Origin of the sequence: Proteus cibi (assembly GCF_003144405.1) — a bacterium.
GTDB classification, from domain to species: Bacteria; Pseudomonadota; Gammaproteobacteria; order Enterobacterales; family Enterobacteriaceae; genus Proteus; species Proteus cibi.
Genome location: NZ_PENW01000011.1, coordinates 94,478 through 121,451, shown reverse-complemented (window position 1 = coordinate 121,451; position 26,974 = coordinate 94,478). Strand labels below are relative to the sequence as shown.

20 protein-coding genes are annotated in these 26,974 nt (G+C 35.9%); 12 read left to right on the top strand and 8 right to left on the bottom strand.

Annotated elements, in window-relative coordinates; genetic code table 11:
• The first annotated feature begins 2 nt into the window (after window positions 1–2).
• Entirely contained in the window at window positions 3–1,103 is a 1,101-nt protein-coding gene (locus DK865_RS07255; protein ID WP_023583327.1) for an HlyD family secretion protein, read from the top strand.
• Window positions 1,093–2,625 (top strand): MFS transporter, encoded by a 1,533-nt coding sequence (locus tag DK865_RS07250; RefSeq protein WP_228407734.1) that lies wholly within the window; start codon window positions 1,093–1,095, stop codon window positions 2,623–2,625. The genes DK865_RS07255 and DK865_RS07250 overlap by 11 nt, the downstream gene beginning before the upstream one ends.
• A 107-nt stretch (window positions 2,626–2,732) precedes the next feature.
• Here DK865_RS07250 and DK865_RS07245 read toward each other — a convergent pair whose 3' ends face one another.
• A complete protein-coding gene (locus tag DK865_RS07245) occupies window positions 2,733–3,182 on the bottom strand; it encodes a DUF411 domain-containing protein (RefSeq protein ID WP_023583329.1) in 450 nt (149 codons plus the stop codon).
• Between the two features lie 496 nt (window positions 3,183–3,678).
• Window positions 3,679–4,086 carry a YgiW/YdeI family stress tolerance OB fold protein gene (locus DK865_RS07240; RefSeq protein ID WP_023583330.1) on the bottom strand — a complete coding sequence of 136 codons (408 nt, stop codon included), beginning with the start codon at window positions 4,084–4,086 and terminating at the stop codon, window positions 3,679–3,681.
• A 361-nt stretch (window positions 4,087–4,447) separates the two neighbouring features.
• On the opposite strand from DK865_RS07240, the gene satP reads away from it, so the two are divergent.
• The gene (gene satP, locus DK865_RS07235) at window positions 4,448–5,011 is read left to right on the top strand and encodes an acetate uptake transporter (protein ID WP_036914593.1); all 564 of its coding nucleotides are present in this window, start codon (window positions 4,448–4,450) and stop codon (window positions 5,009–5,011) included.
• Between the two features lie 19 nt (window positions 5,012–5,030).
• Here satP and DK865_RS07230 read toward each other — a convergent pair whose 3' ends face one another.
• The 3 genes from DK865_RS07230 to DK865_RS07220 form a co-directional block, all read right to left on the bottom strand.
• Window positions 5,031–5,615, bottom strand: coding sequence for a rhomboid family intramembrane serine protease (locus DK865_RS07230; protein ID WP_023583331.1), 585 nt, complete (start codon window positions 5,613–5,615; stop codon window positions 5,031–5,033).
• Between the two features lie 88 nt (window positions 5,616–5,703).
• Window positions 5,704–6,615 carry an N-acetylglucosamine kinase gene (nagK, locus tag DK865_RS07225; protein ID WP_023583332.1) on the bottom strand — a complete coding sequence of 304 codons (912 nt, stop codon included), beginning with the start codon at window positions 6,613–6,615 and terminating at the stop codon, window positions 5,704–5,706.
• Between the two features lie 158 nt (window positions 6,616–6,773).
• Window positions 6,774–7,325 carry an NADAR family protein gene (locus tag DK865_RS07220; RefSeq protein ID WP_109391562.1) on the bottom strand — a complete coding sequence of 184 codons (552 nt, stop codon included), beginning with the start codon at window positions 7,323–7,325 and terminating at the stop codon, window positions 6,774–6,776.
• A 1,366-nt stretch (window positions 7,326–8,691) separates the two neighbouring features.
• Between DK865_RS07220 and DK865_RS07215 the strand changes: the two genes are divergently transcribed.
• The 9 genes from DK865_RS07215 to DK865_RS07175 all read left to right on the top strand — a co-directional run bounded on the left by DK865_RS07215 (window position 8,692) and on the right by DK865_RS07175 (window position 21,846).
• On the top strand, window positions 8,692–9,090 hold the full coding sequence (locus tag DK865_RS07215; protein ID WP_023583334.1) for a hypothetical protein: 399 nt from the start codon (window positions 8,692–8,694) through the stop codon (window positions 9,088–9,090).
• A 171-nt stretch (window positions 9,091–9,261) separates the two neighbouring features.
• A complete protein-coding gene (gene bcsA / locus DK865_RS07210; protein WP_109391554.1) occupies window positions 9,262–11,376 on the top strand; it encodes a UDP-forming cellulose synthase catalytic subunit in 2,115 nt (704 codons plus the stop codon).
• A 2-nt stretch (window positions 11,377–11,378) separates the two neighbouring features.
• Entirely contained in the window at window positions 11,379–13,733 is a 2,355-nt protein-coding gene (bcsB, locus tag DK865_RS07205; RefSeq protein WP_109391553.1) for a cellulose biosynthesis cyclic di-GMP-binding regulatory protein BcsB, read from the top strand.
• Window positions 13,734–13,745: 12 nt separating this feature from the next.
• Window positions 13,746–17,447 carry a cellulose biosynthesis protein BcsC gene (locus DK865_RS07200; RefSeq protein ID WP_109391552.1) on the top strand — a complete coding sequence of 1,234 codons (3,702 nt, stop codon included), beginning with the start codon at window positions 13,746–13,748 and terminating at the stop codon, window positions 17,445–17,447.
• A 15-nt stretch (window positions 17,448–17,462) separates the two neighbouring features.
• Entirely contained in the window at window positions 17,463–17,933 is a 471-nt protein-coding gene (gene bcsD, locus DK865_RS07195) for a cellulose biosynthesis protein BcsD (protein WP_023583338.1), read from the top strand.
• Between the two features lie 39 nt (window positions 17,934–17,972).
• Entirely contained in the window at window positions 17,973–18,884 is a 912-nt protein-coding gene (locus DK865_RS07190) for a sensor domain-containing diguanylate cyclase (protein ID WP_023583339.1), read from the top strand.
• A 182-nt stretch (window positions 18,885–19,066) separates the two neighbouring features.
• Window positions 19,067–20,026: a UTP--glucose-1-phosphate uridylyltransferase GalU gene (gene galU / locus DK865_RS07185; RefSeq protein WP_023583340.1), complete on the top strand. Its 960-nt coding sequence runs from the start codon at window positions 19,067–19,069 to the stop codon at window positions 20,024–20,026.
• A gap of 73 nt (window positions 20,027–20,099) precedes the next feature.
• Window positions 20,100–21,128 carry a glycosyl hydrolase family 8 gene (locus tag DK865_RS07180; protein ID WP_109391551.1) on the top strand — a complete coding sequence of 343 codons (1,029 nt, stop codon included), beginning with the start codon at window positions 20,100–20,102 and terminating at the stop codon, window positions 21,126–21,128.
• 289 nt (window positions 21,129–21,417) lie between these two features.
• Entirely contained in the window at window positions 21,418–21,846 is a 429-nt protein-coding gene (locus tag DK865_RS07175; protein ID WP_023583342.1) for a TOBE domain-containing protein, read from the top strand.
• Between the two features lie 115 nt (window positions 21,847–21,961).
• On the opposite strand, the gene DK865_RS07170 is transcribed toward DK865_RS07175, so the two are convergent.
• From DK865_RS07170 to selA, 3 genes are all read right to left on the bottom strand, one after another.
• Window positions 21,962–23,611 (bottom strand): LTA synthase family protein, encoded by a 1,650-nt coding sequence (locus DK865_RS07170; RefSeq protein ID WP_109391550.1) that lies wholly within the window; start codon window positions 23,609–23,611, stop codon window positions 21,962–21,964.
• 110 nt (window positions 23,612–23,721) lie between these two features.
• Entirely contained in the window at window positions 23,722–25,584 is a 1,863-nt protein-coding gene (gene selB, locus DK865_RS07165) for a selenocysteine-specific translation elongation factor (RefSeq protein ID WP_023583344.1), read from the bottom strand.
• A complete protein-coding gene (gene selA, locus DK865_RS07160; protein ID WP_109391549.1) occupies window positions 25,581–26,972 on the bottom strand; it encodes an L-seryl-tRNA(Sec) selenium transferase in 1,392 nt (463 codons plus the stop codon). Before selA ends, selB begins: the two co-directional genes overlap by 4 nt.
• Window positions 26,973–26,974: the final 2 nt, after the last annotated feature.

The window sequence follows — 26,974 nt, the reverse complement described above, 5'->3', positions numbered from 1 at the left end:
ACATGGAAAATAAAGCATCAAAAAAAGAAAAAACAATGCAATTTATAATGAGTTATACACCTTGGGTTGCTGTCATTTTTGTTATTGTTTTTATTGTGATAGCGACATTAGATTGGGATAAATGGTGGAGTGATGCGCGTTATCAAACGACTGATAATGCTTACGTTAAAACAGATCCCACAATTTTAAAGTCTCGTGTAACAGGATTTATTTCTGAAATAAAAAAAGAAGATTATCAAATAGTTAAAAAAAATGAGGTGATTGCCAGTATTAATAATAATGAACAATTACTTAATAAAGCAGTGGCTAATGCGGAATTAGAAAAAGCACAATTACAATTCAATAATTTAAAAGAAGAGATAAAAGCCGTTGAGCTTAATATAGGAACATTACGTAATCGTTATGAAGCTATGATGATTGATGTTGCACAAGCAAAGCGAAATCCTTTATTACGAAAAGATTTAATTAAGAGTGGTGCGATTACTCAACAAAACTACCTTGATGCGCAATCTGATTTACAACGCCTAATTAAATTACAAAATGCATCTAAACATGAATGGGAACAAGCTCAGCAATCGTTAGTATTATTAAAAGCACAAGAACACATTCGTTTAACAGAAAAAAATATAGCTCAAACTCATTATCAACAGACTGAAACTGAGCTGACTTATACAACGATCAAAGCCCCTTTTGATGCACAGTTAAATAAGATAAAGGTCAATATTGGAAGTTTGGTCACATCAGGTACAGAAATTGTGACATTAACACCTCTGGATCGTATCTATATTATTGCTAATTTAAAAGAAACACAGATAAAAAGAGTGCTTCCAGATCAGCTTGTTACCATAAAGATAGATGCTTTTCCTCATGAAATATTCACAGGGAAAGTTCGTTATATTGGCGCTCAAAGTAGTGGTGAATCAGCCCTGATACCAGCAGATAATGGCAGTGGTAATTTTACTAAAGTCGTACAACGTATTCCTGTTTATATCACTTTCGATAATAACAATAAGTTATTAACTAAATTGCGTGCCGGTATGTCCGTGCAAGTAACAATAGACACAGAAAGTTTATCTATAGAGGCGATTGACGATGATGCTTAAATGTTTATCTGGCGTACAAGAAAGTCGACCTTTATATATTGTATTTTCTGTTTTTTTAGGCGCTATTTTATCTACGCTTTTTCTTCGTATGTTCTCGATTTCTTTAGCAGATATACGTGGGATTTTTGGTTTAGATATTTTACAAGGTTCTTGGTTAAACGTCGTGATTAATGCAGCTCAGTTAATGAGTATGACATTAGTACCTTGGTTTATGGTTATCTATGGTGCTGAAAAAATACTTATTGGCTCAAGTTTATTGCTTTTTTTCTGCTGTATTTTAATTGCTTCTTTTGGGGAATTTATTGGGCTACCTTTTTTATTAATATTGCATTTTTTTATTGGTTTTTGTTTAGGTGTTTATTTGCCTATGACGATTTCTTTGGCATTAAGAAGCTTAAATCCCAGCGTTTGGCTAATCGTTATGGCAGCTTATAGTTTACGTGTTTCTATTGGGATGGATGCTGGTGTGGGGATCTCAGGCTCTGTGATCGAAACTCTAAATTGGCGCTGGCTTTATTGGATTTCAATGCTATTTTCTCTGGCTATTATATTTTTTGCTTGGAAAGGAATGCCTATATCTCCTATCAACAAAGCATTATTAGCACAAAGTGATTGGGGAGGAATGACATTAAAATGCTTAGGATTAATTTTGCTTTATGTTGGTATTGTACAAGGTGAATTACTAGGATGGTGGGATTCAGGGCTCATTATTTCTTGCTTACTTGGTAGTAGTATTTTAATACTCATTTTTATTATTAGGGCATCAATTTATCGTAAAAGCTTTGGTTATTTAAATTGGTTTGCCAATCATAATTTAAGAATTTGTTTTGTTATTGCTTGTTTGTATGGGTTTTTAATGTTGCCAAACTCGCTGTTTGTACCTTCATTTTTGAGCATTGTAGCTGGTTTAAAAGCACAACAAATAGGTGAAGTGACTAATATAGCTTTTATTATTTATCTCCTTTTTAGCCCTTTTGCCATTATGATTGTTCGTCGATTAGAGCCTAGATTAGTGATGATGATAGGGATCGCAATTATTGGGATTGCTTGCTTGATTGGGCATCAAATAACGTATCAATGGCGGGCGGATGATTTCTGGTTATTAATGATAGTACAGGCTATTGGAGAGTGTATTTTATTAATTGGTTTGATTGCTTCATTTGTCACCAATATTAAACCTAGCGAAGCGTTACATCTCGGTGCTTATATCTCGATAGCCAGAGTATTAATGCCTGCTCTGGCAGGGGCTTTAATGAATACCTATTTGCGAATATCTTATGATACACATCACCATTCATTGAGAGGTTATATTCAAACAGGAGAGCAGAAATTATTTGGGGATTTTCTAGAAAATATTCAGCATGTTAACTCTTTGGTAATAAGAGGATCTCATGTTGCTTCTTTTATTGATGGTTTTCAAATTATTATGTGGTTTGTTGTTTTCGGATTAATTTGTATGATTTTTTTAAAGCCTTCTCCTATTAATCCTATTGTGCCTACATTATTTACAATAAAAAAATAAAACTCTGCCCGCAAATCGATAACAGGCAGAGGAAAATAGCACTCTCGGAGAGATATATCGCGATTAAAACAACATTACAGTAAGAACAAAAATAAGTAAGAAAAGAACTAATTGTAAGATTTAAATAGGGATTGGTTACCTGACTTATCAAAGGCGATAACTTGGTAAGGTTCTTTGTAGTCACCTGCATACATACCTAAACTACCTGCTGGCATCCCTGCAACAGCAATACCGGATTTAGACTTATCAATTAAGTCGATATTTTTTAGGCTATCAACCGGGATATGTCCTACTAAATCTTTGCCTTGATAAGTCGCAAAGTGACAGCTTAATAAATTATTGGGTACACCCGCTTGTTGATATTTTTCCATTAATTGCGTTTCTGAGACAATATTGACTTTGACGTTAAAGCCCGCATCTTTCACACCATCAGCCCATAAAGTACAGCATCCACAACTCTCGGTTTTATAAACCTCAACAACATTATGATTAGAAGCATAAGCTGTACTTGTAAAAGCAGAGATTGCAATGATAGAAGGTAGTAATAATTTATTCATTGTTCATTCCTTTTATTAAGTTGATAGACGAAACAATAATCTTTCCCCCTACTGGAAGGTCAATTTAATTAAGGTATAAACGCGTAGAGTTTTGTAAAAAAATATTTATAGAAAACAAAGATATAAAGAATACACTATTTATCCTTTTTTGATATTTTTCGAGAACATGACACGATATAAGAAGAAAAAAGCCTGCATAGCAGGCTTAAAATGGAGAAAACAGGGTAAACGTAGAGTAGTTAGGATGTAAACGACTATGAGGGTATCTCATGAGTTAAATCACTGCTTGCGAAGAGTCTTTGTGCTTTAACGTGTAATAACTATAAACCTAAACTTAACCTGAGGTTAAAGCGGAGAAATTTGTATAAATGATCCAATTTTATTGATTAAACTAAAATATAAAAAAATGAAAAGAAAAAAGCTAATACATTTCAATATATTAGCTTTTCTAATAATCAGATTATATTTAATTTAAAGACAAATTATTTGATAGTAATTATTTGATAATAGTAATTTGTTTTACATCGATCTCAGTACTTGTCCATTCTTTATCAACTTTACCTTCAATTCTGACGGTATTATCTGGTGTAACTGTTTGTCCACGCCATCTTTTGTTGTCGATATCCACATTAATACCGCCAGTGCTGTCTTCAAAAACGTACAACTCATCACCAATTTTTTGGGTAATTTTACCTGTTAAGATAACCCAAGTATCATCAGAAAGATCTTTTGCTTTTGCAACAGTGGTTTCGCTAATGGAAGGGCCTTTAAATCCCCCTTGATCAGCACTTGATTGGATAGTGCCTTGAGGAGAAATAAAACCACCATTATTATGAGAGGTTGTATTGGCTTGAGATGCAAAAGCCAACGTACTACCAATTAATAATACAAGAATTTTTTTCATATCAAGCTCGCTTATAGGTTAATAATTCAACTAATTAATGTGTTAGATTTTATTTCACTTCAATGTATAAAACTGCATTTTAAGGTAAATTCAGGTATTAATATATCAACTGATTGATATTAACCTTTAAATTATAGACCTTTATTTTGATTTGTTCTTTTTGTTGATATAAGCATCTATCACTAAATACTTCTTTTCTTTAAGTTAAATCCACTAGTTATTTCCCCTTGGGATCGGTGTTGGCGGTTATTCAAAAATATACCCTTTGGGATCATTGTTTTTAGATGTATTACCTCTTATTATCCAGCGCTTTCAAATTTTTTTTAATTTTCCCCTATTATTTTTAGAGGTTTTAGGTTTTATGACTAACGAACGCATTGCCAATCCGGGTCCATTAGGTTTAATGGGTTTTGGTATGACAACGATTTTGTTGAACATACATAATGCCGGTTTTTTCCCTGTAGTCTCAGTTATTATGAGTATGGGAATTTTTTATGGTGGGATCGCTCAAGTTATTGCTGGAATTTTTGAGTTCAAAAAAGGCAATACTTTTGGGGCCACTGCATTTACCTCTTATGGCTTTTTTTGGGTAACCTTGGTAGGGATTTGGTTATTACCCGTAATGGGCTTAAGCGAGCCAACAACACCTCTCTTTTTGGGCGTGTTTTTAGCGCTATGGGGAATTTTTACCTTCTTCATGTTTATTGGTACCTTAAAAGCCAATAAAGCACTTCAGTTTGTCTTTTTAAGTCTGACTATTTTATTTGCTTTGCTGGCGATAGGAAATATCACCGGTAATGCACTGATTTTAAAAATTGCAGGCTTTGAAGGCATTATTTGTGGTGCCAGTGCTTTTTATCTTGCAATGGCTGAAGTATTAAATGAGATGTATGGTAGAACAATACTGCCAATTGGTCACAAGTAACTGCTTTATAAAGAAGTGGCTATTTAGCCACTTCTACTACTTGGCTTTTACGGCGTATTAATTTTCTTGCACACCATGCATAAAGTAACCCTGCAACAACCCCTGCAATATGTGATTCTGTTGATACACCTAATTGGCCGGGAATTAATCCATAAGCCATTGATCCATAATAAAACAGAACAAAAAGTGCAATTATAATATCGATAATTTTATGTCGAGTAAAAGCGTGAGCAATAAGTAAAGACCATAATCCAAAAATCCACCCACTTGCACCAACATGAATAGCACTTCGTCCAAAAATCCAAACTAATAATCCACTTACGATAATAATAAATATACTGGATAACACATATTCTCGTAGAGATTGTGTCATGGATAAAAAGCTAAGAATAAGAAGCGGGAGTAGATTACTAAATAGATGAGACCAAGATCCATGAATGAAAGGCGCAATAAAAATACCGATTAAGCCTTCACCCGTTCTTGGAATAATCCCCCATTGCAGAAGAGATATGGTGAATAGTGAGTTAATAAGTTGAAGTAAAACTAATATGATAGTTAACCCACCAAGAAAGGTGAGTCTTTTTTTAAACCAAACCTTATCCATAACGGTAGCCTTAATAATGTGATGACATTGATCATACGCTATAAACAGAAGAGCCTTTAATAAAAAAAGAAAGGCTCTTTTCTATTTATCAGTCTAATAAATTAAGGCAAGCAGCTCCACGAGCACCACCTGCATCACCATGACGTGCTTTTTCTATTAATGGGATTTGTGCATTTCCGTACACACAGTGTGAGAGGTATTCCGGTAATAGCTCATACAGTGCGTTAAATTGTGATAATCCACCACCAATAACAATTAAATGAGGGTCAAGTACAGTAAGAATATTGCTAAGGTAAATCGCAAGTACTTTCATATAGCGATCAACATGCTCTTGAGTCTTTTTATCACCGGCATAATATTGCTCAACAATATCAACAGCTCTTTGTGGGGCATTATTGAACGCTTTATACATACGTTCAAAACCTCGACCTGATAAATAGGTTTCAAAACATGCTTTTTTACCACAACCACAAATAATTTTTGGCATTGTTTCTCCGATCACGTTATCTGCATCTACATTCAGATTCATATGACCGATTTCACCAGCAATTCCATTCTTGCCAGACAATACTTTACCATCAATAACAAAACCGCCCCCCACGCCAGTTCCTAATATAAGACCTAATACAGAAGGGTGATGACGAAATTCTGGGTCCCAAGCTTCCGATAAGGCAAAGCAGTTGGCATCATTTTCAACTTTAACGGGTCTATTGAGTATATGCGCGAGATCGTGAACCATAGGCTTGTATTTGGCGGCTGGAACGTTAGTGGTAAATACTGTTCCTTCTTTTGCATTCACAATACCAGGAACACCAACACCCACTTTTCCCTTACAACCTAGTTCGTTATCAGCTTCTAAAGTGAGTTCTTTAAAAACATTCAATAATGCTTGATAGTCATTTTTAGGGGTAGGAACACGTTTTTGCCATACTTGAGTCAGTTCTTTATCAAAAACGGCAAGCTCAATTTTTGTGCCGCCCATATCAAAACCATAATACATATCAGTCTCTTAATTATTCTGTAAATATTATTTATAGCAACGACAAGGTTGTCGTTACGTGGCCATTTCTATTTCAGTCAATACTTAAGCTATCTCTACTGCTTATATACACTAGGTTAAAGAAGAACAGTGATTGGTGACAGTTGAGTTTTCTTTATCTATTGATTACTACCTTCAATTAAAACACTACGTACTTTCATTAGAGCAAAGCCTAATAAATTTAATCCATTCCAAAGAAGCGGGTTGTTAATCTCATTGTCTTGCTCACTTAAACCAACCCCCCATATCTTATCAACGGGGCTTGCCTCAACAAGCACACGATTGCCTGTTGAAATTAGAAATTTACCGAGTTCTTCATTTTGGGAAAACTTAGCGATATTGGCACGAATAACAATATCCATACGGTGTTGTTCCCAAATACCTTGATCAAATCCTTTTACTTCTCTGCCTAATGCTTTTGCTGAGCCTGGATTAGATGCAGTAATAATGCGCTTTCTAACTTCTATATCATTAAATAGCTTCGCTTTTTCAGCCATCATATAGTGTTCAGCACTGGCATAACGCACATCATCCAAGATAAAAGGTGCTGGATACCATTGGCTAAAGCAACTTTTTGCGATGTCGTTACCTTTACTTTTGTGTCCCCAAAAGTAGATGTACTTTATTTTCTTACCGGCACGAAATTCTTTTTTTAATTGTTCTAAATCCATCTTTTTTCCCGTTAAGTTGAATACTCCTAATTCACCTAATAAAGATAGCATAGAAGTAAAGAAGGATAGAGTGCCTTTTTGCTATTCTGTGAGTAGGTGAAGCGATTCCGCTATTTTAAAATTATGCTTAATAAACGAGTCTTAATTTGATTAGTTTTTGCTAAATGATAAAAAAAATAGAACTTAGATTGCTAGGATTACTCTTAAAAAAATACGCTAAAGAGCCTCTTTATTTATATGGTTACATAAAAAGATAATCCTAAAACGACACTATTTAATTAGTATAAAGATATAGTTAATTAAGTATTCTTAATATAAAAAATCGCAATTATGAGTATTTATACTAAATATTGGTATTTATAACTAAAATTTTATTTATAATTTAATTAAATCAATTGGTTATATCTTTTTGTTTGTCGATTTTCATTATTACATTTATTATTTGAACTAAGTCACGCTTGTGCGTTTGTTAAGCTAAATTAACAATATCATTTTATAGATAAAATATCACTTAAGTTAATTATTCTAGAATATAGGTTATTCTTAGCGGTATTTACTATAAGTAAATAATAAAGCTAATCATAGATTGATAATCTATTTTTGTCTTTTATTTTAATGTTTTTTTCTAAAACTTAACCAATGCTGATGTATTTTATTTTTCTTTAATAAAATAAGGTGGTCGTAATATGATAAAAAACAATAAATTCACTTTTTAGGTGTAAAAAAAGAGTCTGTTTTGATGATGATCAATATGAATAAATAATAATTTCTATTTTTAATTATTATTTTTTTAATCTTTTTTAGAATGAAAAATAGAAGGGGTATTAAAATTGATCTTGATAGGCTCTTTGTTTTTTAGAAGAAATAATATCAATAAATAATTATTTTAGAATTTTATTTTTATAAAATTTATACAAATTGTTATTAATTAACTGTAGTTATTATCTGGGTTTTAAACCTGTTTTTTTAGGTAAAAAAGACGCTATTTTTGATAGTAATAATAAATATGAAACTAAGTAAAAGTACCCATTTTTATAAAGTGAAAATGAGTGAGGTTTTACTTTTTACACTTTTTTTGATGTTGTCTTTTTCATTAAAATAATTATACAATTTAATTTAAATAATCATTACTCCTAATCGGATGATGTTTATTTGTAATTAAATAGAACAGTGTTTATAAGATTATTTTACCCTACATAGTTGATGTTCATTAATTGATGATTTAATGAGAGTTTAAATATGAATTTATAAAGATATATTTTTAACTTATTGTGAAAATTATCTATAAGGTTCTCTCTTCCTTATTTTGGATGAGCATCAAGTTATTGAACAAGGTTTAGAGTACTGTTATTAAAGGGGCCACACTATGTATGATGATATTAGTAACCTAAAAGATAAATTTCAGGAAGATGCCTTTGCTTTTCAAGAGTTTACTTCCTCGGCAACACAAGATTTTAATAATAAAATAGAACCAGTAGTTATAAATAAAGAAAATAATACTAAAATTAGTAAGTTAAGTAATAATACGTTTTCTGAAACTTCACTTGTAGTGAAAAACGAACCAAAACAGCCTGTTACTGCATCGTCTATTCCTTCTTATCACCAGGATGCTTTAGTTGTTAAAGCAAAGAAAGACAATTTAATTAAGAGTAAGCAAAATTTGTTAGCAGATAATAAAATATTTGATAGCAAAGAAACTGATAGAGTTCATGCTCATGAAAAAATATCACTAAAAGATATATTTTCATTTATTGCCTCTGTTTAATCTAAATAAGCAAAACTCTTTGTGTAAATAAATAATATTGACTGGTGTCAATCTTTAGCCATTGTTATTTTATTTTTTAAGATGGGTTTGTTTCTTTTCGATATTTATTAATGTCGATAGGGTGCCTTTGTCTTAAGAAAAGATCTATGGCGATGACAAAGGTATGGGTTTATGAATAAAATATTTAAAACATTAATTACGGCTTTTCTATTGATAACAATGTTTTCACTCATTGTTATGCCAATGAGCGCCGAACAACAATATATATTTGGTATTATCAATATATTGCTGTTATTTGTTATCGGTTTTAAAAAATCAAAGAAACGATTATTAACAATGGTTTTTATTTCATTGTTGATGTCAACACGTTATCTCTACTGGCGTGCAACAAATACTTTAAATTTTAATACAACGATTGAAGCTGTTTTAGGTAGTGGTTTATTTATGGCTGAGATTTATTCTTGGATAATATTAGTCCTAGGATATTTCCAAACGTCATGGCCATTAAATAGAAAAATAGCACCTTTACCTAAAGATGTGTCTCAATGGCCTACTGTTGATATTTATATTCCAACCTATAACGAAAGCTTAGATGTTGTACGTGATACCGTCCTAGCTGCACAAGCTATCGATTATCCACAAGATAAAATGAAAGTTTATATATTGGATGATGGTAGTCGTGAAGAATTTAAACAATTCGCGGGTGATGTTGGTGTAACTTACATTGAACGTGAAGTTCATGATCACGCTAAAGCGGGTAACTTAAATCACGCGATGGGATTAACAGACGGTGAGTTAATCTGTGTTTTTGACTGTGACCACATCTCAACACGTATTTTCTTACAAGCAACAGTAGGAAGCTTTCTGGAAGATCCAAAATTAGCGTTGATCCAAACTCCACACTATTTTTACTCGTCAGACCCATTTGAACGTAACTTAAGTGCGGCTAAAGATGCACCACATGAAGGCGCACTTTTCTATGGCCCAGTTCAACGTGGTAATGATAATTGGAATGCGACATTCTTCTGTGGTTCATGTGCTGTTATGCGTCGTAGTGCTCTTGAAGAAATCGGGGGGATTGCTGTTGAAACGGTAACCGAAGACGCACACACGGCACTTAAATTACAACGTTTAGGTTGGAACTCTGCGTTTATTGATATTCCTTTAGCTGCGGGTCTTGCAACAGAACGTTTAGCATTACACGTTAACCAACGTATTCGTTGGGCTAGAGGGATGACACAAATATTCCGCGTGGATAATCCCATGTTGGGGCGTGGTTTAACATTCCCTCAGCGTTTATGTTATCTCAACGCGATGCTTCACTTTCAGTATGGTTTGCCTCGTATCATCTTCTTGACAGCTCCGTTACTGTTTATGTTATTTAACCTTAATATTATCGCTTCATCTGCAAGCATGATATTTGCCTATGCATTACCACACTTGATCATGTCGGTTTATGTCAACTCGAAAAATATCGGTAAATACCGTTACTCTTTTTGGGGGGAAATTTATGAAACCGTCATGGCATTTAGCTTGGTACTACCTACCTTACTGAGCTTAGTTTCACCAAAATTAGGTAAATTTAACGTAACAGATAAAGGCGATTTGCTTGATAAAAGCTATATGGATTACCTCACTGTACGTCCATTAATTATCACTGCACTTCTTCTGATCACTGGGATTTCATGGGTTGTTATTCGTTACCTATTAAATGACTTCCAAGGTATTGACCCTCTGGTTATTGTTTTAAACCTTACTTGGGCGACTTACAGTTTATTTATCATTCTTGCTTCTATCGCGGTGGGTAAAGAGACTCGACAAATTCGTAAACATACTCGAATCAATGCATCTCTACCGATTACGTTACATTTTGATGATGGTGCTGAGTTAACAACGACCACTGAAGATATTTCAATGGGAGGTGTTCGCATTGCTGTGAATAAGATGTCTGAACTTCGCCAACGTAATGTCACATCAATCACTCTGAATGTACAACGAGATGAAGTTACTGTTCCTGTTGAGATGGTGAGTTTAGAAAGCAATCAACTTCGTCTTGAATTCTTACCTATTGATTTAAATCTTCGTCGTAAATTGGTGCGTATTATCTTTGGTCGTGCTGATGCATGGATCCATCAAGCGGATTATAAAGATAAACCATTTAAAGAATTGGCAGGTATTACACGTTGTATTTTTGAATTGTTCTTTGGTCGTCGCCAAAAAGTGAAAGCGCCAGCAACAAGAACAAAAGCTTCACTCTCTGTGCAATCTATTAACGGGGATGACTAAGCATGAAAAAGAAACTGACATTAATGCTGAGCCTAACGGCGATAGCGATCGCAAGTATTAATCTTTCTCAAGCAGATACCGGAATGTTAGCGCTAGGAGGGGAGTTTTTACCTGACCCGACTTCTTCTTATACACATTCGCCAGTGCAACAAAATGCGAATACCCTGATCCAACGTGAAGATAGCGTATTGTCTGAAGCGCGTAATATTGAAGAACAATTAACATTGGCGCAGATGGGAAGCCCATCACCTATCGTGTTATCAGGAAGAAAATTACTTTCTGGTGTGACGTTTAATATGGCGAACGATTTATTTATTGATAACGCTACATTAACGATGAAAGTGAAAGCGTCTCAAGGATTAATTCAATCTGATCAAACACTTCACTTAATGCTAAATGGTCAACCTATGGGATTTCTACCTTTGGAAGAAGGTGGGCAAGAGCATGAATATGTTTTAGAAATTCCTGAAATGATGTTGACGAATGTGAATAACCTCAGCTTTCGTTTAGCGAATCGTGATGCTTTGGATGAAAACCAATGTATTCCTCCGCTGGCTGAAGGATTAAGTCTGGTTATTTCACCAGATTCATCATTAGATTATCGAGGTCGCTGGATTAATGGCGGGTATAGTCTGGAACGATTGCCCCTACCGTTCTTTGATCCTGACAGAATGACAGCGACCTCGTTACCTATCATATTGTCAGATAAACCGGATCATGCTGAGGTAACAACCGCCGCCATTGCAGCGTCATGGTTTGGTAGTTTTAGCCATGATATTAAACAAGTTGATTTGCCGGTTTTAATGAATCAGTTACCTGAAAGTGATGGTGTTTTAGTTGGCTATTCAGGACAAACTATTGCGGGTATTACATTACCATCAGGAAATAGCGGGCAATTAACTATTGTTGATAACCCAGTAGATCCTGTTTTCAAATTATTACTGATCAGCGGTGATAATGAGAAATCTCTTCGCCAAGCGGTATGGGCATTAAACAACGGTAAATTGCCACAAGACGATCACTTAGTGGTGCCGTTTCAAACGCTTGCTATGAGTCAGGATTACGATGCACCTCGTTGGTTAAATACCAATAAACCAGTTACGTTAAATCAAATTGCCAATGGCAGTGATGAGTTCTCACGCCAAGGTATTAACCATGCACCAAATCAGTTTTCGTTTCGTGTCTCTCCTGATCTCTTTTGGTGGGATGGTGATGCGCTACCTTTAGATTTGAAATATGTATTTCCTCATTCGGATAAACTAAATAGTCGTCGTTCTTCATTAATTGCCTCTTTGAATAACCAATTCTTAGGTGCGTTGTATCCGGCGCGTTCAGAACCTTTAGGTATGCTAAGACAATGGCTAGGAATGGAGAGTGAAGAGCAAAACAGCACACTCTATTTAAACCCTCGCCAAATTTATAGTCAGAATCAATTACAGTTTTATTTTGATTTACGTGAACCGGATGATTCACCGTGTATTTTAACGGATGGCAGTAGTTTGATTAGCCGAATCGATCCGCAATCAACGCTGCAATTTAAAAATACTTGGCACTACTCAAGAATGCCGAACTTGGCTTATTTTTCAGGGGCATCATTCCCATTTAGTCGTCTGGCGGATTTTTCACAAACCACACTGTTATTACCTGAAAATCCAACAATAGAAGAGCTTTATACCTTAGTGAACTTAATGGCGAGATCAGGTTATGCCACAGGTACACCGGTTTCTCATGCTTCGGTTTTCTTAGGTGCTAAAGAGCTTGAGAAAAATAACCTCTCTCAACACGATGTGTTAGCGATTGGCTCATTAAGTAGTGAGGGATTTCTACCTGCTCGTTTTTCACAACAAACGTTCTCATTTTTAAATAAAAACGTTGAAATCAAACCTCAATCACTGATTGATAAAGCAAAAGGTTGGATTGCTGGCGATTATTTATCTCAAAGTGGTGATGCTGCAAGTTACTTATCTTCAGTGAAAGATTGGCGTGGCATGATGAGTTTTATCTCACCTTGGGCAAGCGATAGGGTTGTCGTATTGGTTACAGCTAAAGGTAATGATTCGATAAAAACCATTATCAATGACTTAAATTTAGCTCAAATAAATGCGGCTATTAAAGGCGATATCACGCTTATTAGTGGTAAAGACACCGTAAAAAGTTTCCATTTAGGTGAACACTTCTCACAAGGTGACTTACCTTTCTTACAACAATTCCTTTGGTATAGCTCTAGACACGTATATTTGCTGGGTCTTTTAGCTGTTGGTTTTTGTGCACTGACGGGCTTCGTGACTTATTACTGGTTACAACGTCGTTCAACTCGTCGTTTACATCAGATATCACAGCATCGTTCAGACAAATAAGGGGGATATAAGATGAAAAATCATGCACTTAATACCATCGTTAAAGTCATCTATGCCGGTTGCATTCTCGGGGCTTCAAGTCAAGTACAAGCAACGGCAGTTGAGGCAAATACAACAGCAACTGATCCAAATATTGTCAGTTCGCTTATTGAACAAGCAAATTATTGGCACGGTAGAGCACACGATGAACGTGCTGTAGAAGCACTGCAAAAAGTCCTAATTATGGAAAGTAATAATCAGGATGCGCTGTATTTAATGGCATTTTTTACGGCACAACAAGGTAATGAAAAACAAGCAACGTATTGGCGAGAAAAACTTGCGCAAATTGCACCGCAAGATCCACGAATTGAAGGATTAAAAAACATCCGATCATCACAATTTAGTGAACAACAATTAGGATATGCCAGAGAATTAGCCAAGAAAGGACAACATGAAGAAGCGATAAAAGCGTATCAACGTTTATTTGTTAGCAGTGAGCCACCAGAAACACTGGCGTTAGAATATTATCAAACCATGGCGGGTGTACCTGCAATGTTGCCTCAAGCTATTACGGGATTAAAGCAACGTGCTGCAGCAATGCCTGACAATAAAGAAACGCAAAAAGCATTAGGATTAACGCTAACGTATAACGAAGAGACTCGCCGTGAAGGTATAACTATTTTAGGTAATATCTCGGGTGATGAGTCAGCCAAAAAAGGTATGCGCCAAGCGCTGTTATGGCTGAATGTTCGTCCTGATGATGACGTTCTATATAAAACCTATTTGCAAGCAAACCCGAATGATAAAGCGGTTGCAGAGCATTTCCAAGGTGCTATTCAAGGTAATGCACGCCAAGCAGGCTATACCGCATTAAATAAAGGTAAATTGAAAGAAGCTGAAGGTTATTTCAAACAAGCTTTAGCGGCAGATAACAATGATGCGCAAGCTTTAGCCGGTTTAGGTTATATCGCATTACGTTCAGGTGATTTAACGACAGGTCAGCGTTTATTAAACCAAGCTGCGCAATCAGGTGGTGAACAAGGCAGTAAATGGAAGCAACAAGCGGAAGATGCGGGTTTTTATGCGCAATTACGTAGTGCACAACAACGTGCTAAACAAGGAAATATCCAACAAGCTCTTGATCAATTAACACCATTAACGGGGGCTTCAGGTGAAAAAGGATTGTCTGCTAACTTATTACAAGCTGACTTATTACGAAAACAAGGTAATTTACCTGCTGCTCACCAATTGTTATCAGGGCTTTATCAGCAAAACAGCCATAATGAAAAAGTGATTTCTGCTTATTACTATTTATTAGTTCAGGAAGGGCAGAATACGAAAGCAGAACAATTACTGGCTCAACAATCTGCTTCTTTGCGTCAAAAACTTACCGCGAATACAGATCCTTCTGAGAAATTACGTCGTGAAGCACAAAAAGCGTTAGAAAATGGTAATCGTGTTCAAGCAAGACAATGGCTTTTGCAAGCGCAGCGTAAAAACCCACAAAATAACTGGGTTTACCTTGATTTAGCACGCCTAATGGCTGCTGATGGTGACAGTGCTGGTGCAAAAAACATCATTTTACAGCTACAAAACCGTAGAACGAGAGATTCTGATTATGTGGCATCCCTGTTTTATGTTGAGCAAAAAGAGTGGGATAAAGTTTTTAACTTACTCAGTCGCCATAATCAACAAACCGAAGCTGAGAAAGAGCTATTGCAGCGTGCTCGCTTTCATCGCCAACTTGCGCAAGCTGACCATTATCGTCAGGCAGGAAACCTTGTTGCAATGCGGAATATTTTACGACCATTAATTAATCAAGTTGCTGATTATCCAAATGATGTGGGGGAATTAGCAGAAAAACTAGTTAACAGTGGATTAAACGATGAGGCATTGCAATTAGTCGAAAGTGATATTGCAAAAGGCACTAAAGGCTCGATAGGTAATTACGCTGGTCATATCAATGTTCTCAATGAGTTAGGTCGTTATACACAGGCATCTAGCTTGATTAATGATCCCGCGTTACAACAAGAAACGCCGATTGTTGAGAAAAAGCGCTTAGAAGTTGCCACTAAGGTTGCGCAAGCAGATAGCTTACGTGAAAAAGGTGAAATTAAAGCGGCTTACGACACGTTAGTGGTTGCTTTAAAAACATCGCCAAATGAACCTGATTTATTAATGGCATTAAGTCGAGTTTATTTAGCCCAATCAATGCCTGAACAATCAAACAAAATTCTTTCTTATTTAGAGAAAGAGCAAGGAAAAGATAGCAAATTAATCCAAGCTCAAATCGAAGTGGCATTAGCACAAAAAGATGGAAGAAAAGCACAACAGTTATTGCAACAAATACCTTCATCTTCACAACCCGCTTATTTATTACAGGCTGCACAAATTGCGCAATTAAATGGTGAGAATCGAAAAGCATTAACATTACTGCGTAGTGCGCAATGGCAAAACAGTGATAACACATTAAAAACCTCAGCGGGTCAATTAAGTGCATTAGGAGAAAGTGACAATCCTGCTATTGCGAGTTCTCTCTATGAACGCAAAGAGATGGCATCGGTTCAACGTTCTATTCGTGAACTAGAAGAGAAAGTCTCACCTTGGGTACAAGGTGGTGTGGCTATACGTCATCGTAATGGTGATAAAGGATTATCTAACGTCACTGAAATTTCAGCACCAATCAGTATTTCAAGTGTACCTGGTGAGGAATTTCGTTGGGAATTTAGTGTTAACCCCATTTCGATGACAAGTGGTTCGGTTTCAGGAGAAAGAGCAAACCGTTTTGGTACAGGTCAGCTTCAACATGCTGAACGTTTTGCTAAAAATAGCGATAACCATGATGAGAAAAACAAAATTAATGCCGATGAAGCAGGCAGTCAACGTGCTTCTGGTGTTGAATTAGGACTGCGTTTATCAGACAAGGATGTCAGCTTTGATGTGGGTTCAACGCCATTAGGTAAAGATACCGCAACGGTTGTTGGTGGCATCACATATTCACCTCAAATTAGTCAAAATGGGCAATTAACACTGACTGCAGAGCGCAGAGCCATAAAAGATAGTCTACTTTCTTATATGGGGCGTACTGATCCAATGACAGGCGAAAGTTGGGGGCGTGTAACGCGTAACGGCGCTAAAGTTCAATATGCTTGGGATGATGGAAAAATTGGGGCTTATGCTGGTGGTGGTTTCTATAACTACGAAGGTAAAAGTGTTGCGAGTAATGATGAAGTGAAAGCGTGGATTGGTTCGTATGCTAAGTTCTATAAAGATGATCAACAAGAAGTAAAAGCTGGTGTACATGTTGATTATATGAACTTTAGAAATAACCAAAACTACTTCTCATTAGGACACGGTGGTTACTTTAGTCCACAAGATTATGTGTCTGTTTCATTGCCTGTTGCTTATACCCGTCGTTTTGAAAAAGGTGAAGTCTCATTAAATGGTGCAATAGGGATACAAAGTTACAAACAAAAAGGCAGTGATTATTTCCCAACACATGGTTATATGCAAAACGCATTAAATAAAAAGAATGCGAGCGATCCTCGTATTAAATCTCAGTACGAAGAACAAGACGAAACAAATTTCACTTACAGATTAGGTTTAGACGCGAAATATTATTTAAACAAAGAAACCGAGTTAGGTGTCAGCTTATCGCATGATACATCGGGTGATTATGCTGAAGATAATATGTGGTTACACTTAAAATATACCCCAGACTTCCTGTCTAAATAATTAAGGAGACAAATAATGAATAAGCATGACAGTGATATCTTACAATTACCTTTTGAAAGTGGCTGGCAAGATCTAACTCAATTATTATTTTTTCAAATTTTAAATGACAATGATATTTCTACTGCGGGAAATAAATTAAGGAATATCGGTAAAGATATTGCATTACGTTATCCTTTACCTGAAAGCGAAAATATTCAATTACTTGAATCACATATTAATCGTGTATTAACGCTATTTAAATGGGGTTTTGTCACGATATCTCCTGCAATGAGTGAACTTTTACTGGTTCATTGTGCATGGCCTCATTTTACGCAAAGCCAAGATGATGCTCAGTGGCGTGTTGCAAGTGCGGGTGTTTTAGAAGGGTTGTATGAAGGCTGGTTAACGAATCAAGGTGGTAATGCCAAAATGCAAGTACATCGCCAATCTACTGACGCAAAAGATGTCTTTATTTTCCGCTATGCACATAACTCATCAGCCGAATAATAATATATATGCTTTATTGATGAGCATAGGAGGTCAAAAATGAATGAAATGATATTTAATGATGATAATTCTAAATGCTTATTAATAAAGCAATTTACTAATAATGTCTTTATGATGTTAGTAACAGACATTAATGGCATCATTATTTATGCAAATGAAAAATATTGTGAATTTAATAATGTTCACTTTGAAAATATAAAAGGTAAAAAATACAGCTTATTTAATTTGATTGATGAAAATCAAATCAATTGTTGTGTGAATGGTAATAATGATAATAAGGGAGTATATCGATTAGAAGCCAAAAGAAATAACGATACACAACAAGCTATATGGGAAGATATTAGTATTATTCCTGTGTTTGATGAAGATAATTTAATTTCTCATTATGTATTTATTAGCTTGGATATTACTGATAAAGTAGAGCTAAGAAATGAATTATTTAATAAAAGTTATATTGATTCATTAACTGGAATATCTAATCGATTAAGTATCGTTGAAAAAATTGAAAATGAACGATTAAATATTTCACAACCTTCTTCATTTTGCCTTGGTATTATAGATTGCGATAAATTCAAATCTATTAACGATAAATTTGGGCATCATGCAGGCGATACAGTATTGTGTGAAATATCAAAACGGTTGTCGCAATTAGAAAATAATGAAGTTTATTGTGGACGACTTGGTGGTGATGAGTTTGCTGTGCTTTTCCCTAAAGGATTACGTTCTTGTTCTATCATTTTGTTAGAAATAATAGAATCACTTTGGAAATCAATGGAAAAGCCCATCAATATTAATTCGGATTTTATGTTAACCCCTTCAATTAGTTTAGGTATTGCTGAATATCCTAAAGACGGAAAAACATTATCTGAATTATTAAAATCTGCAGATAAAACACTTTATTCTATAAAAGAAATGGGTGGTAATAAATATGGGTTTTATTCTGGGTTTTAAATAGAAGTATTTAAATAAAGTTTTTTTAAATAAAGATATATAAAAATAACATTATCTCTTTTTAACGAAGAGGGAGGTAACTGTTTTTAAAATATATCTAGCATTCCTGATGAAATATAAGAGTAAATTTAAAATAATACTAAATATTAGTTTTAGATAAATATTTATTAGAGGATTTTATTATGATGAAAGCGGTTATCCCTGTTGCTGGATTAGGTACTCGTATGTTACCTGCAACGAAATCAATTCCTAAAGAAATGCTGCCTATTGTTGATCGCCCTTTAATTCAATATATTGTTGAAGAGTGTGCTCAGGCTGGTGTTGAGGAAATTATTTTAGTTACTCACTCTTCCAAAAATTCAATTGCTGACCATTTTGATACCAGCTTTGAATTAGAAAATATGCTGGAACAGCGTATTAAAAATAAATTATTAGAAGAAGTGCGTTCAATTTGTCCTGACAATGTCAAGATTGTCCAAATTCGCCAAGGTCATGCTTTAGGTTTAGGCCATGCAATTTGCTGTGCGCGTCCAGTTATTGGCAATAATCCATTTATTGTTTTATTGCCGGATGTTTTATTAAATGCGCATTATTGCGATCCTAAACATGATAATTTATCAGCAATGATAAAACGTTTTGAAAAAACAGAACGTAGCCAAATTATGGTTGAACCTGTGCCAATGAGCCAAGTGCAACAATATGGTGTTGTAGATTGTGAAGGTGTTTTCTGTCCTCAAGGTAATTGGGCACCTATTCGTCGTATCGTAGAAAAACCAAATCCTGAAGATGCACCTTCTAATCTTTCTGTTGTTGGTCGTTATGTTTTTTCTGAAGCTATCTGGGAATTATTAGATGGTCTACCTGCTGGTGTTGGTGGAGAAATTCAATTAACAGATGCGATTGATTTATTATTGAAAAAAGAAGTTGCTGAAGCATATACCTTAGTAGGTAAATCACATGACTGTGGTAATAAGCTAGGGTATATGAAAGCCTTTGTTGAATATGGTCTACATAATTCTGCGTTAAAAGAAGAATTTACTTCTTGGATGCAGGACTTTTGTGAAAAAACATTGTTACCCAAAACAGAAGTCATAGAAGAAGATGAAGTCAGTGAAGCACAAAAGATAGTTGCTATCTTTTGAGTTTATATTGAAATAATATGCAATATGCCGACCGAAATAAGATAACGGTCGGCAATAGCAGGAGAGAAAGGCAATGTCTTTTAGGCACTTATCTCGTTGTAATTATCTATTTTCTACATTTTTTATTTTAGGTTTGTTGCTTATGGTTTCGCCTTCAATACAGGCAGCAGATACTCAAATAGGATGGCAACAGTTTAAAGAGCGCTATATTAAGGAAGACGGGCGAGTTATAGACAGCGCTAACAAAAATATTTCACACTCTGAAGGTCAAGGTTATGGCATGTTAATGGCGGTGATGAGTGATGATCATGAAACATTTAATCAGTTATGGCGTTGGACAGCGGCCTCTCTTTATCGTGGTGATTTAGGTTTATTTAAATGGCGTTATGAGCCTGAAAACAGTGAACACACCCCTGATCCTAATAATGCAACAGATGGTGATATCTTAATTGCATGGGCATTATTAAAAGCGGGTGAAAAATGGAATGATGAAAGTTATCTTTCAGCTTCAGATTCTATTCAACACGCTATTTTGGAACATACGTTAGTTAAGGCAAAAAACTATACTGTACTTTTACCCGGTATTAATGGCTTTAAAACGTCAGAAGAAATTATTATTAACCCATCTTATTTTATTTTTCCTGCATGGAAAGATTTTTACCGCACGAGTAAAGATATTCGTTGGAAAGAGTTAATTAATGATAGTCAGTCTTTACTTAGAAATATGCGATTTGGTGAATATCAATTACCCTCAGATTGGGTAAGTTTGTTTCCTGATGGAAAGATAGAGCCCAGTGAGAAATGGCCAGCACGATTTAGCTTTGATGCAATACGCATTCCGCTTTATTTAGCTTGGGCACATGATGAATTAGCATTACAACCTTTTGTGCAGTATTGGCAGCAATTTGATCGTTATAAAACCCCTGCTTGGGTAAGTATTGATGCACAAGAACGCGCTGAATATAACCTTACTCCTGGTATGATGGCAGTGAGAGATTTAACAATGAATACGCCTATTGAAGATGTCGATTTAAGTAAAGATACAGATTATTACTCTTCGGCTTTACATTTATTAGCGGCATTTGCTCAGAATAGACAATAAGTATATTGAATGATAGATAGCTTAAATTCCTCTTAATATAGAGAGGCATTAAGTTATCTATTTTATTTATATCGATAGTGTTGAAAATATAACTTACTGAATTAATTATTTTAATGAGTGAATTTTAATTTGTTATCTCTATTTCTTTATAACGCTATATTTTTTAATAATAGTTAAATTTTAATCTATGATCTAAGAGTAATTTATTTAATGATACTTATGCTAAAGTTATCCCAATAACTTAATAGTGTTATTAATATAAATTTTCATCAATAGTAGAGGTGGATAAATGAAAGTTTCAGCACGCAATCAGTTAGTCGGTAAAGTTGTTGATATTATTGAAGGTGCCGTTAATAGCGAAGTCATTTTATCTTTAGCACATGGTGAAAAACTTGCCACAATTATTACTAAAGAGAGTTGTGACAGTTTAAAGATCAAAAAAGAGGGCGAAGCAATCGCCATTATTAAAGCACCATGGGTTGTATTAGCACTGCCTGATAGTGGTTTAAATTTCTCTGCACGTAACCAATTTGCAGGTAAAGTGACTCAAATTGTACAAGGTGCGGTGAACGCCACTGTTCACTTAGAAACCGCTAAAGGCTTAGAGCTTACTGCTGTTATTACAAATGAAAGTCTACAAGAAATGAAACTGGCAAAAGGTAGTGACATTTTAGCACTAGTGAAAGCATCAAGTGTGATTGTGGCAACACGCAAGTAATTGTACGTTTATGTCTTGAAATTAAAAAAGAGACTAAATCTTTAGCCTCTTTTTTGATACTACCTATCTTTTGGGATTTATCATCCCGATCATCTTTTATGCAAGTAATAAAAATTTAATTATCTGTACTACCAGCGACTTTCAGTTTGTCATAGATATAATTTTTATAACTGTTAACTAATTTTTCGTCTTCACAGTCATTCAATTTACCTTCACATAAATGGCGCATTTGAATGTTTGCTTTGTAGAAAGGAGATAATGGCAAACGAGCACGTTCTAAGATCATGCCACCTAAGAAGCTAATATCAGTTAACTCCCACGTTGTTATTGGTGTACCTTGCGATAAATTATCTCTTAAAGTGAACTGAGTAATATACGCAGGGTTATTAAAAGGTGACTGATAATTTTTTAGCTCAATATTGGGTTGATGATCACCAAAATAGAGGAACATCGTCGGTTTTTCTCTTTGTGCAACGAAATGAGAGAAATCTTTAATAGCCGGATCACTGGTGATGATCTTTTCCATATAGTGGCTAAATTTACCTGGTGCATTACTGCTTTCTGTATGACCTGTAATTTGATACATATCTCGGTGTGATTCATCATAAGGACCATGCTCATACATGGTTAATGAGAATATAAACAGCGGCTTATCAGTGCGCTTTTTCAGTATCTCTTCAACATAACCCAGCATATCGACCGTCGATATCTTCCAGAGATTTTCCTCTAATGTTCCTGGGTAGCCAAGCTCTTGAGGTTGAATGATTTCATCAATTCCCATTTTTTCATAAGCGTAACCTGCATGGTAAGCACTGCGATTAAATGGCGTGAGTAAAACAGTGTAATAACCTTCAGCTTTTAGTTGGCGGAATAAACTCTCATTAAGATTATCGACAACAAAATAGAATACGGAGTTTTTACGCGCACCAAAATCATCCGTATTTAATCCTGTTAATATAGAAAACTCAGAAAGCCAAGTACCACCGCCAAAGGTTTGTACACGTAAAGGACTTTGCGCACTGACCCCTTCATCTTTTTGGAACATAAATAAATCAGGCAGTGCAACATCTGTATCAAATTGATAAATATGAGGATTAACCGTTGATTCTTGTAATAAAACGACAATATCAGGTTTTATGTCAGTCTGTGTTTCTGGCAATACGGTTTTATCCGCTTGTTCAAGGAAGTAATCCGCATTTTCATTGAAATAAGGAGGGTGATAAGCCGTTTGGTAGCCAGACATAATTAAATTAGTCACTGTACCTCGTCCTCCCGGAAGAGTACCTTCCCATTCCGCTTGCCATTTTTCTACGGTGAAATGGATTGTGGTAAACCCAATGACCATTAAGAGTAAGCTACTTATACGCACGCTGGGGCGCGATTTTTTGGAAAAATGCCAAGCGATAGACATATTGAAAAGAAGCCATATTAGCATCGCAATCAATGCAATACCGGCTTCCCAATAATGACTTAATGTCCCTAAATTAGAGCTATCAAAAGCCAAGTCAAAGTCAGAAAACATTAATGTTTCTTTGTAGTAATGGACTTTAAGTTGGTTAATAAACTTAGTTATCAGGAAGAGTGTGCCAGTGGTAATAGCCGAAAATAAAACACGAGCAGATAAAATAAAGCAAAGAGAAAAAAGAATAAAATAAGCACCGACTGAAAGAAGTGCAGTATAAATAAACGTTGCTTTCTCAAAAACAATAAAAAATGAGGCAATAAGAATAAGTGCAAGATAAGCACTTCCTAATATTTTTTTCATATCTCTTCCGAGTATAGCGATAAAGAATAAAGGGGATATTTTACAAATATTGTAGGTGATAACCTTAAATAGGCTAAATAAAGTTATTTAGCCTAAGTTAACATCTGTTTTTAGAATAACCCTTTATCTCGTAAAATATGAAGATCTTTTTTACGACGAGTAAAGCCCGTACGGTCAAAATACTCTAAGATTTGTACTGCTAACTTACGCCCAACAGATAACTCATCACGGAAGTCTGCGGCAGTGACACTGCCATTGCTCTCATTATATTTCACAATGATAGATGCAAATTTTTCCATTGATTGGTGTGTATAGTAGCGGTCGGCAATGATCGGAATAATTAAACCTAATTGTGCCGCTTTACGTAATAATGAGCGGATCACTTTCTCATCATTTTTCATTTCATTGGCGAGATCACGTACCCACCAAGGTTCAGATTGCTCAAAATAGACTTTAGCATTTTGCCATAGCGCATCTTGTTCTGGAGAAAAAGCAAGACCATGAGTTGGCAGATGAAGCCAACCACGACTTTGGTTAATAGCACCTTCTTTACGTAATTGATCAATTAAGTAATAGACCAATTCATCATGATAAGTAGGTAGTGCCATTCGTTTTAAACGAGAACGACCCACACCCATTTGATCGTTATGTTGTTGGTGATATTCCTCAAGTGTATCGAGTAATTTCTGTTTTGCGTTATCCGCATTTTCTTTAGAAAGAATAACGCCAGCAACGTTAATTAAGTCAAAAGTTTCTAATAACTGAGCCAGTGCACTTTCCGTTAATTGTTGAGCCCAAGAAAACTGACTTAGAGAGAGCTCACCTTTTGGTAAACATAATGCTAAATTGGCACTGACACTGTCTGCACTATTAAGTTGGTGTAACCAAGTTAAAAATTCAGCTTGTCGTTTACCTCTACGTGGCGAGTGCAAAGATAAGACTTTCGCTGCGGCTAAGGTACGTTGCGCACTGATATCACGCAAGATAAGTCTGTCGTTATCCACCAGCCAAAGGGGTTCATCAAGAATAAGCTCCGCTAACTGTGGTGTGTCATTAGCATCATTTAAAAGGGCAACACGACCCGTAATATGACGTGTACCGTGGTGAATGTGTACAGGCTGCCAATGCTTTAAAGGTTCATCCGCAATTAAACTGACTAATATTTTATGAGATTGATAGTTAGGTGCTTGAGAAAGCAACCAATCACCACGAGAGACGTTTTCTTTACTGACATCACCTGTGATATTAATTGCAATACGATGACCTGCCCCCGCACTTTCTACAGGCTGATTTTGTGCATGTAAGGCTCTTATTCTTACGGGTTTATCTGCCCCAGTAAGCCAAAAGGTATCGCCAACAGAAATTTGTCCCGCAAGCGCAGTCCCTGTGACAACTAATCCTGCTCCTTTAATGCTAAAAACACGGTCTATCGCCAAACGAAAACGTTTATGCCATTGAGGATGTTGTTGCTCTCGCTGATGCAGATCAACAAGATAGTGGCGAAGCTCTGAAATACCTTTTCCTGTGGGGGCTGAGGTAACAAAAAAGTCAGGCTCTTTCCAGCCTAAATGGGCTAACACATCCGTTGTTTGTGAACGCACTTCTTCAATTCGTTCTGGAGTAACACGATCGGCTTTGGTGAGAATAACGGTAACTTGAGGACAGCCAGCAAGACGTAAAATAGAAATATGTTCGATGGTTTGTGCCATTACGCCATCGTCACAAGCCACAATTAATAGCGCATGAGAGATCCCTCCGACACCTGAGAGCATATTTGAAAGGAATTTCTCATGACCAGGAACATCGACAAAGCCAATAGAAGTTCCATCGTCTTGACGCCAATAGGCATAACCCAAATCAATGGTCATGCCTCGTTTTTTCTCTTCAGGTAAATGGGTGGTATCTACCCCAGTAATGGCCTGTATAAGAGTGGTTTTTCCGTGGTCTACGTGACCTGCTGTCGCAAAAATCATAGTAAAAGTGCCTGTATTAATGCATTTTCATCCTCGAGACAGCGCAGATCAAGCCACAGGCGACCATCAGTAATTCGACCAATAATCGGTTTTTCTAAATTACGCCAATGCGCAGCTAACGCATCTAACTGGCTACCTTTTCCATCTTTGGCTTCAAAGGTAAGTGCTGCACTCGGTAAACTTTCAATAGGTAACGAACCACTGCCTATTTGAGAAGCACATGAGGATATCGTGATATGGTAGTTATCCCCATAATATGCCTGAAAATGAGGTAATAACCGTTGCGCCATATCATTAATTTCTGTTTGTGTCCGAGTTAACAAACGTAATGTTGGAATTTCAACCGCCATTTTTTCAGGTTGCTGATAAAGACGTAATGTGGCGCCTAAAGCAGCTAATGTCATTTTATCAACACGTAATGCACGCTTTAAAGGATGGCGTTGAATCGCCTCAATCCACACTTTTTTACCTAAGATGATCCCCGCTTGTGGACCACCTAATAATTTATCACCTGAGAAAGTAACGAGGTCGATACCTTGTTGCAGATAATCTTGAGGCATTGGCTCTGAAGGTAAACCTAAGGCGGCTAAATCAGTCATTGAGCCGCTGCCTAAATCGATAGCGGTGGGTAAGTTCATCTCTTTACCGAGTGCAGCCAGTTCGTCGCCATGGACTTCGGCTGTAAACCCTTGAATGCAATAGTTGCTAGTATGAACTTTCATTAGCAACCCGGTATTCTCATTAATAGCGTTACGATAATCTTTAAGGTGAGTACGGTTTGTTGTTCCCACTTCTTTTAGTGTACAACCTGCTTGTGTCATTACATCAGGGATACGAAAAGCGCCACCAATCTCAACTAATTCCCCACGAGAAACAACAACCTCTTTATTAGGAGCAACGGTTGCCAGCATCAATAAAACAGCCGCAGCGTTATTATTAACGATACAGGCATCCTCTGCTCCCGTTAATTCACATAACAAATCAGCGATAGCGCGATCACGGTGTCCTCTTGATGCACCATCAAGAGAATACTCTAAGGTTGCCGCTGAGCGCATAACTTGGCTAACCGCTTCAATGGCGGATTCTGCCATTAATGCACGCCCTAGATTCGTGTGTAAAACAGTACCTGTTAAATTGAAAACCGGTTTAATCGAGGATTTTCGTTGCAATGTAATTCGATTTTTTAATTCATCTGTCCAATGGTTATGCCATTGTGGTAACTCGTTTTCTTGACGAATAATGATACGCGCTTCTTCTTGTAACTTTCGTAAATGCTCTGCAATAAATGTCTGACCATAAGAAGCCACTAAGGCTTGAATGTCTGCTTGGTGCAGTAACTTATCAATAGACGGTAGTTGACTATAAAGTGAGCGCATATCATTTGTCATTC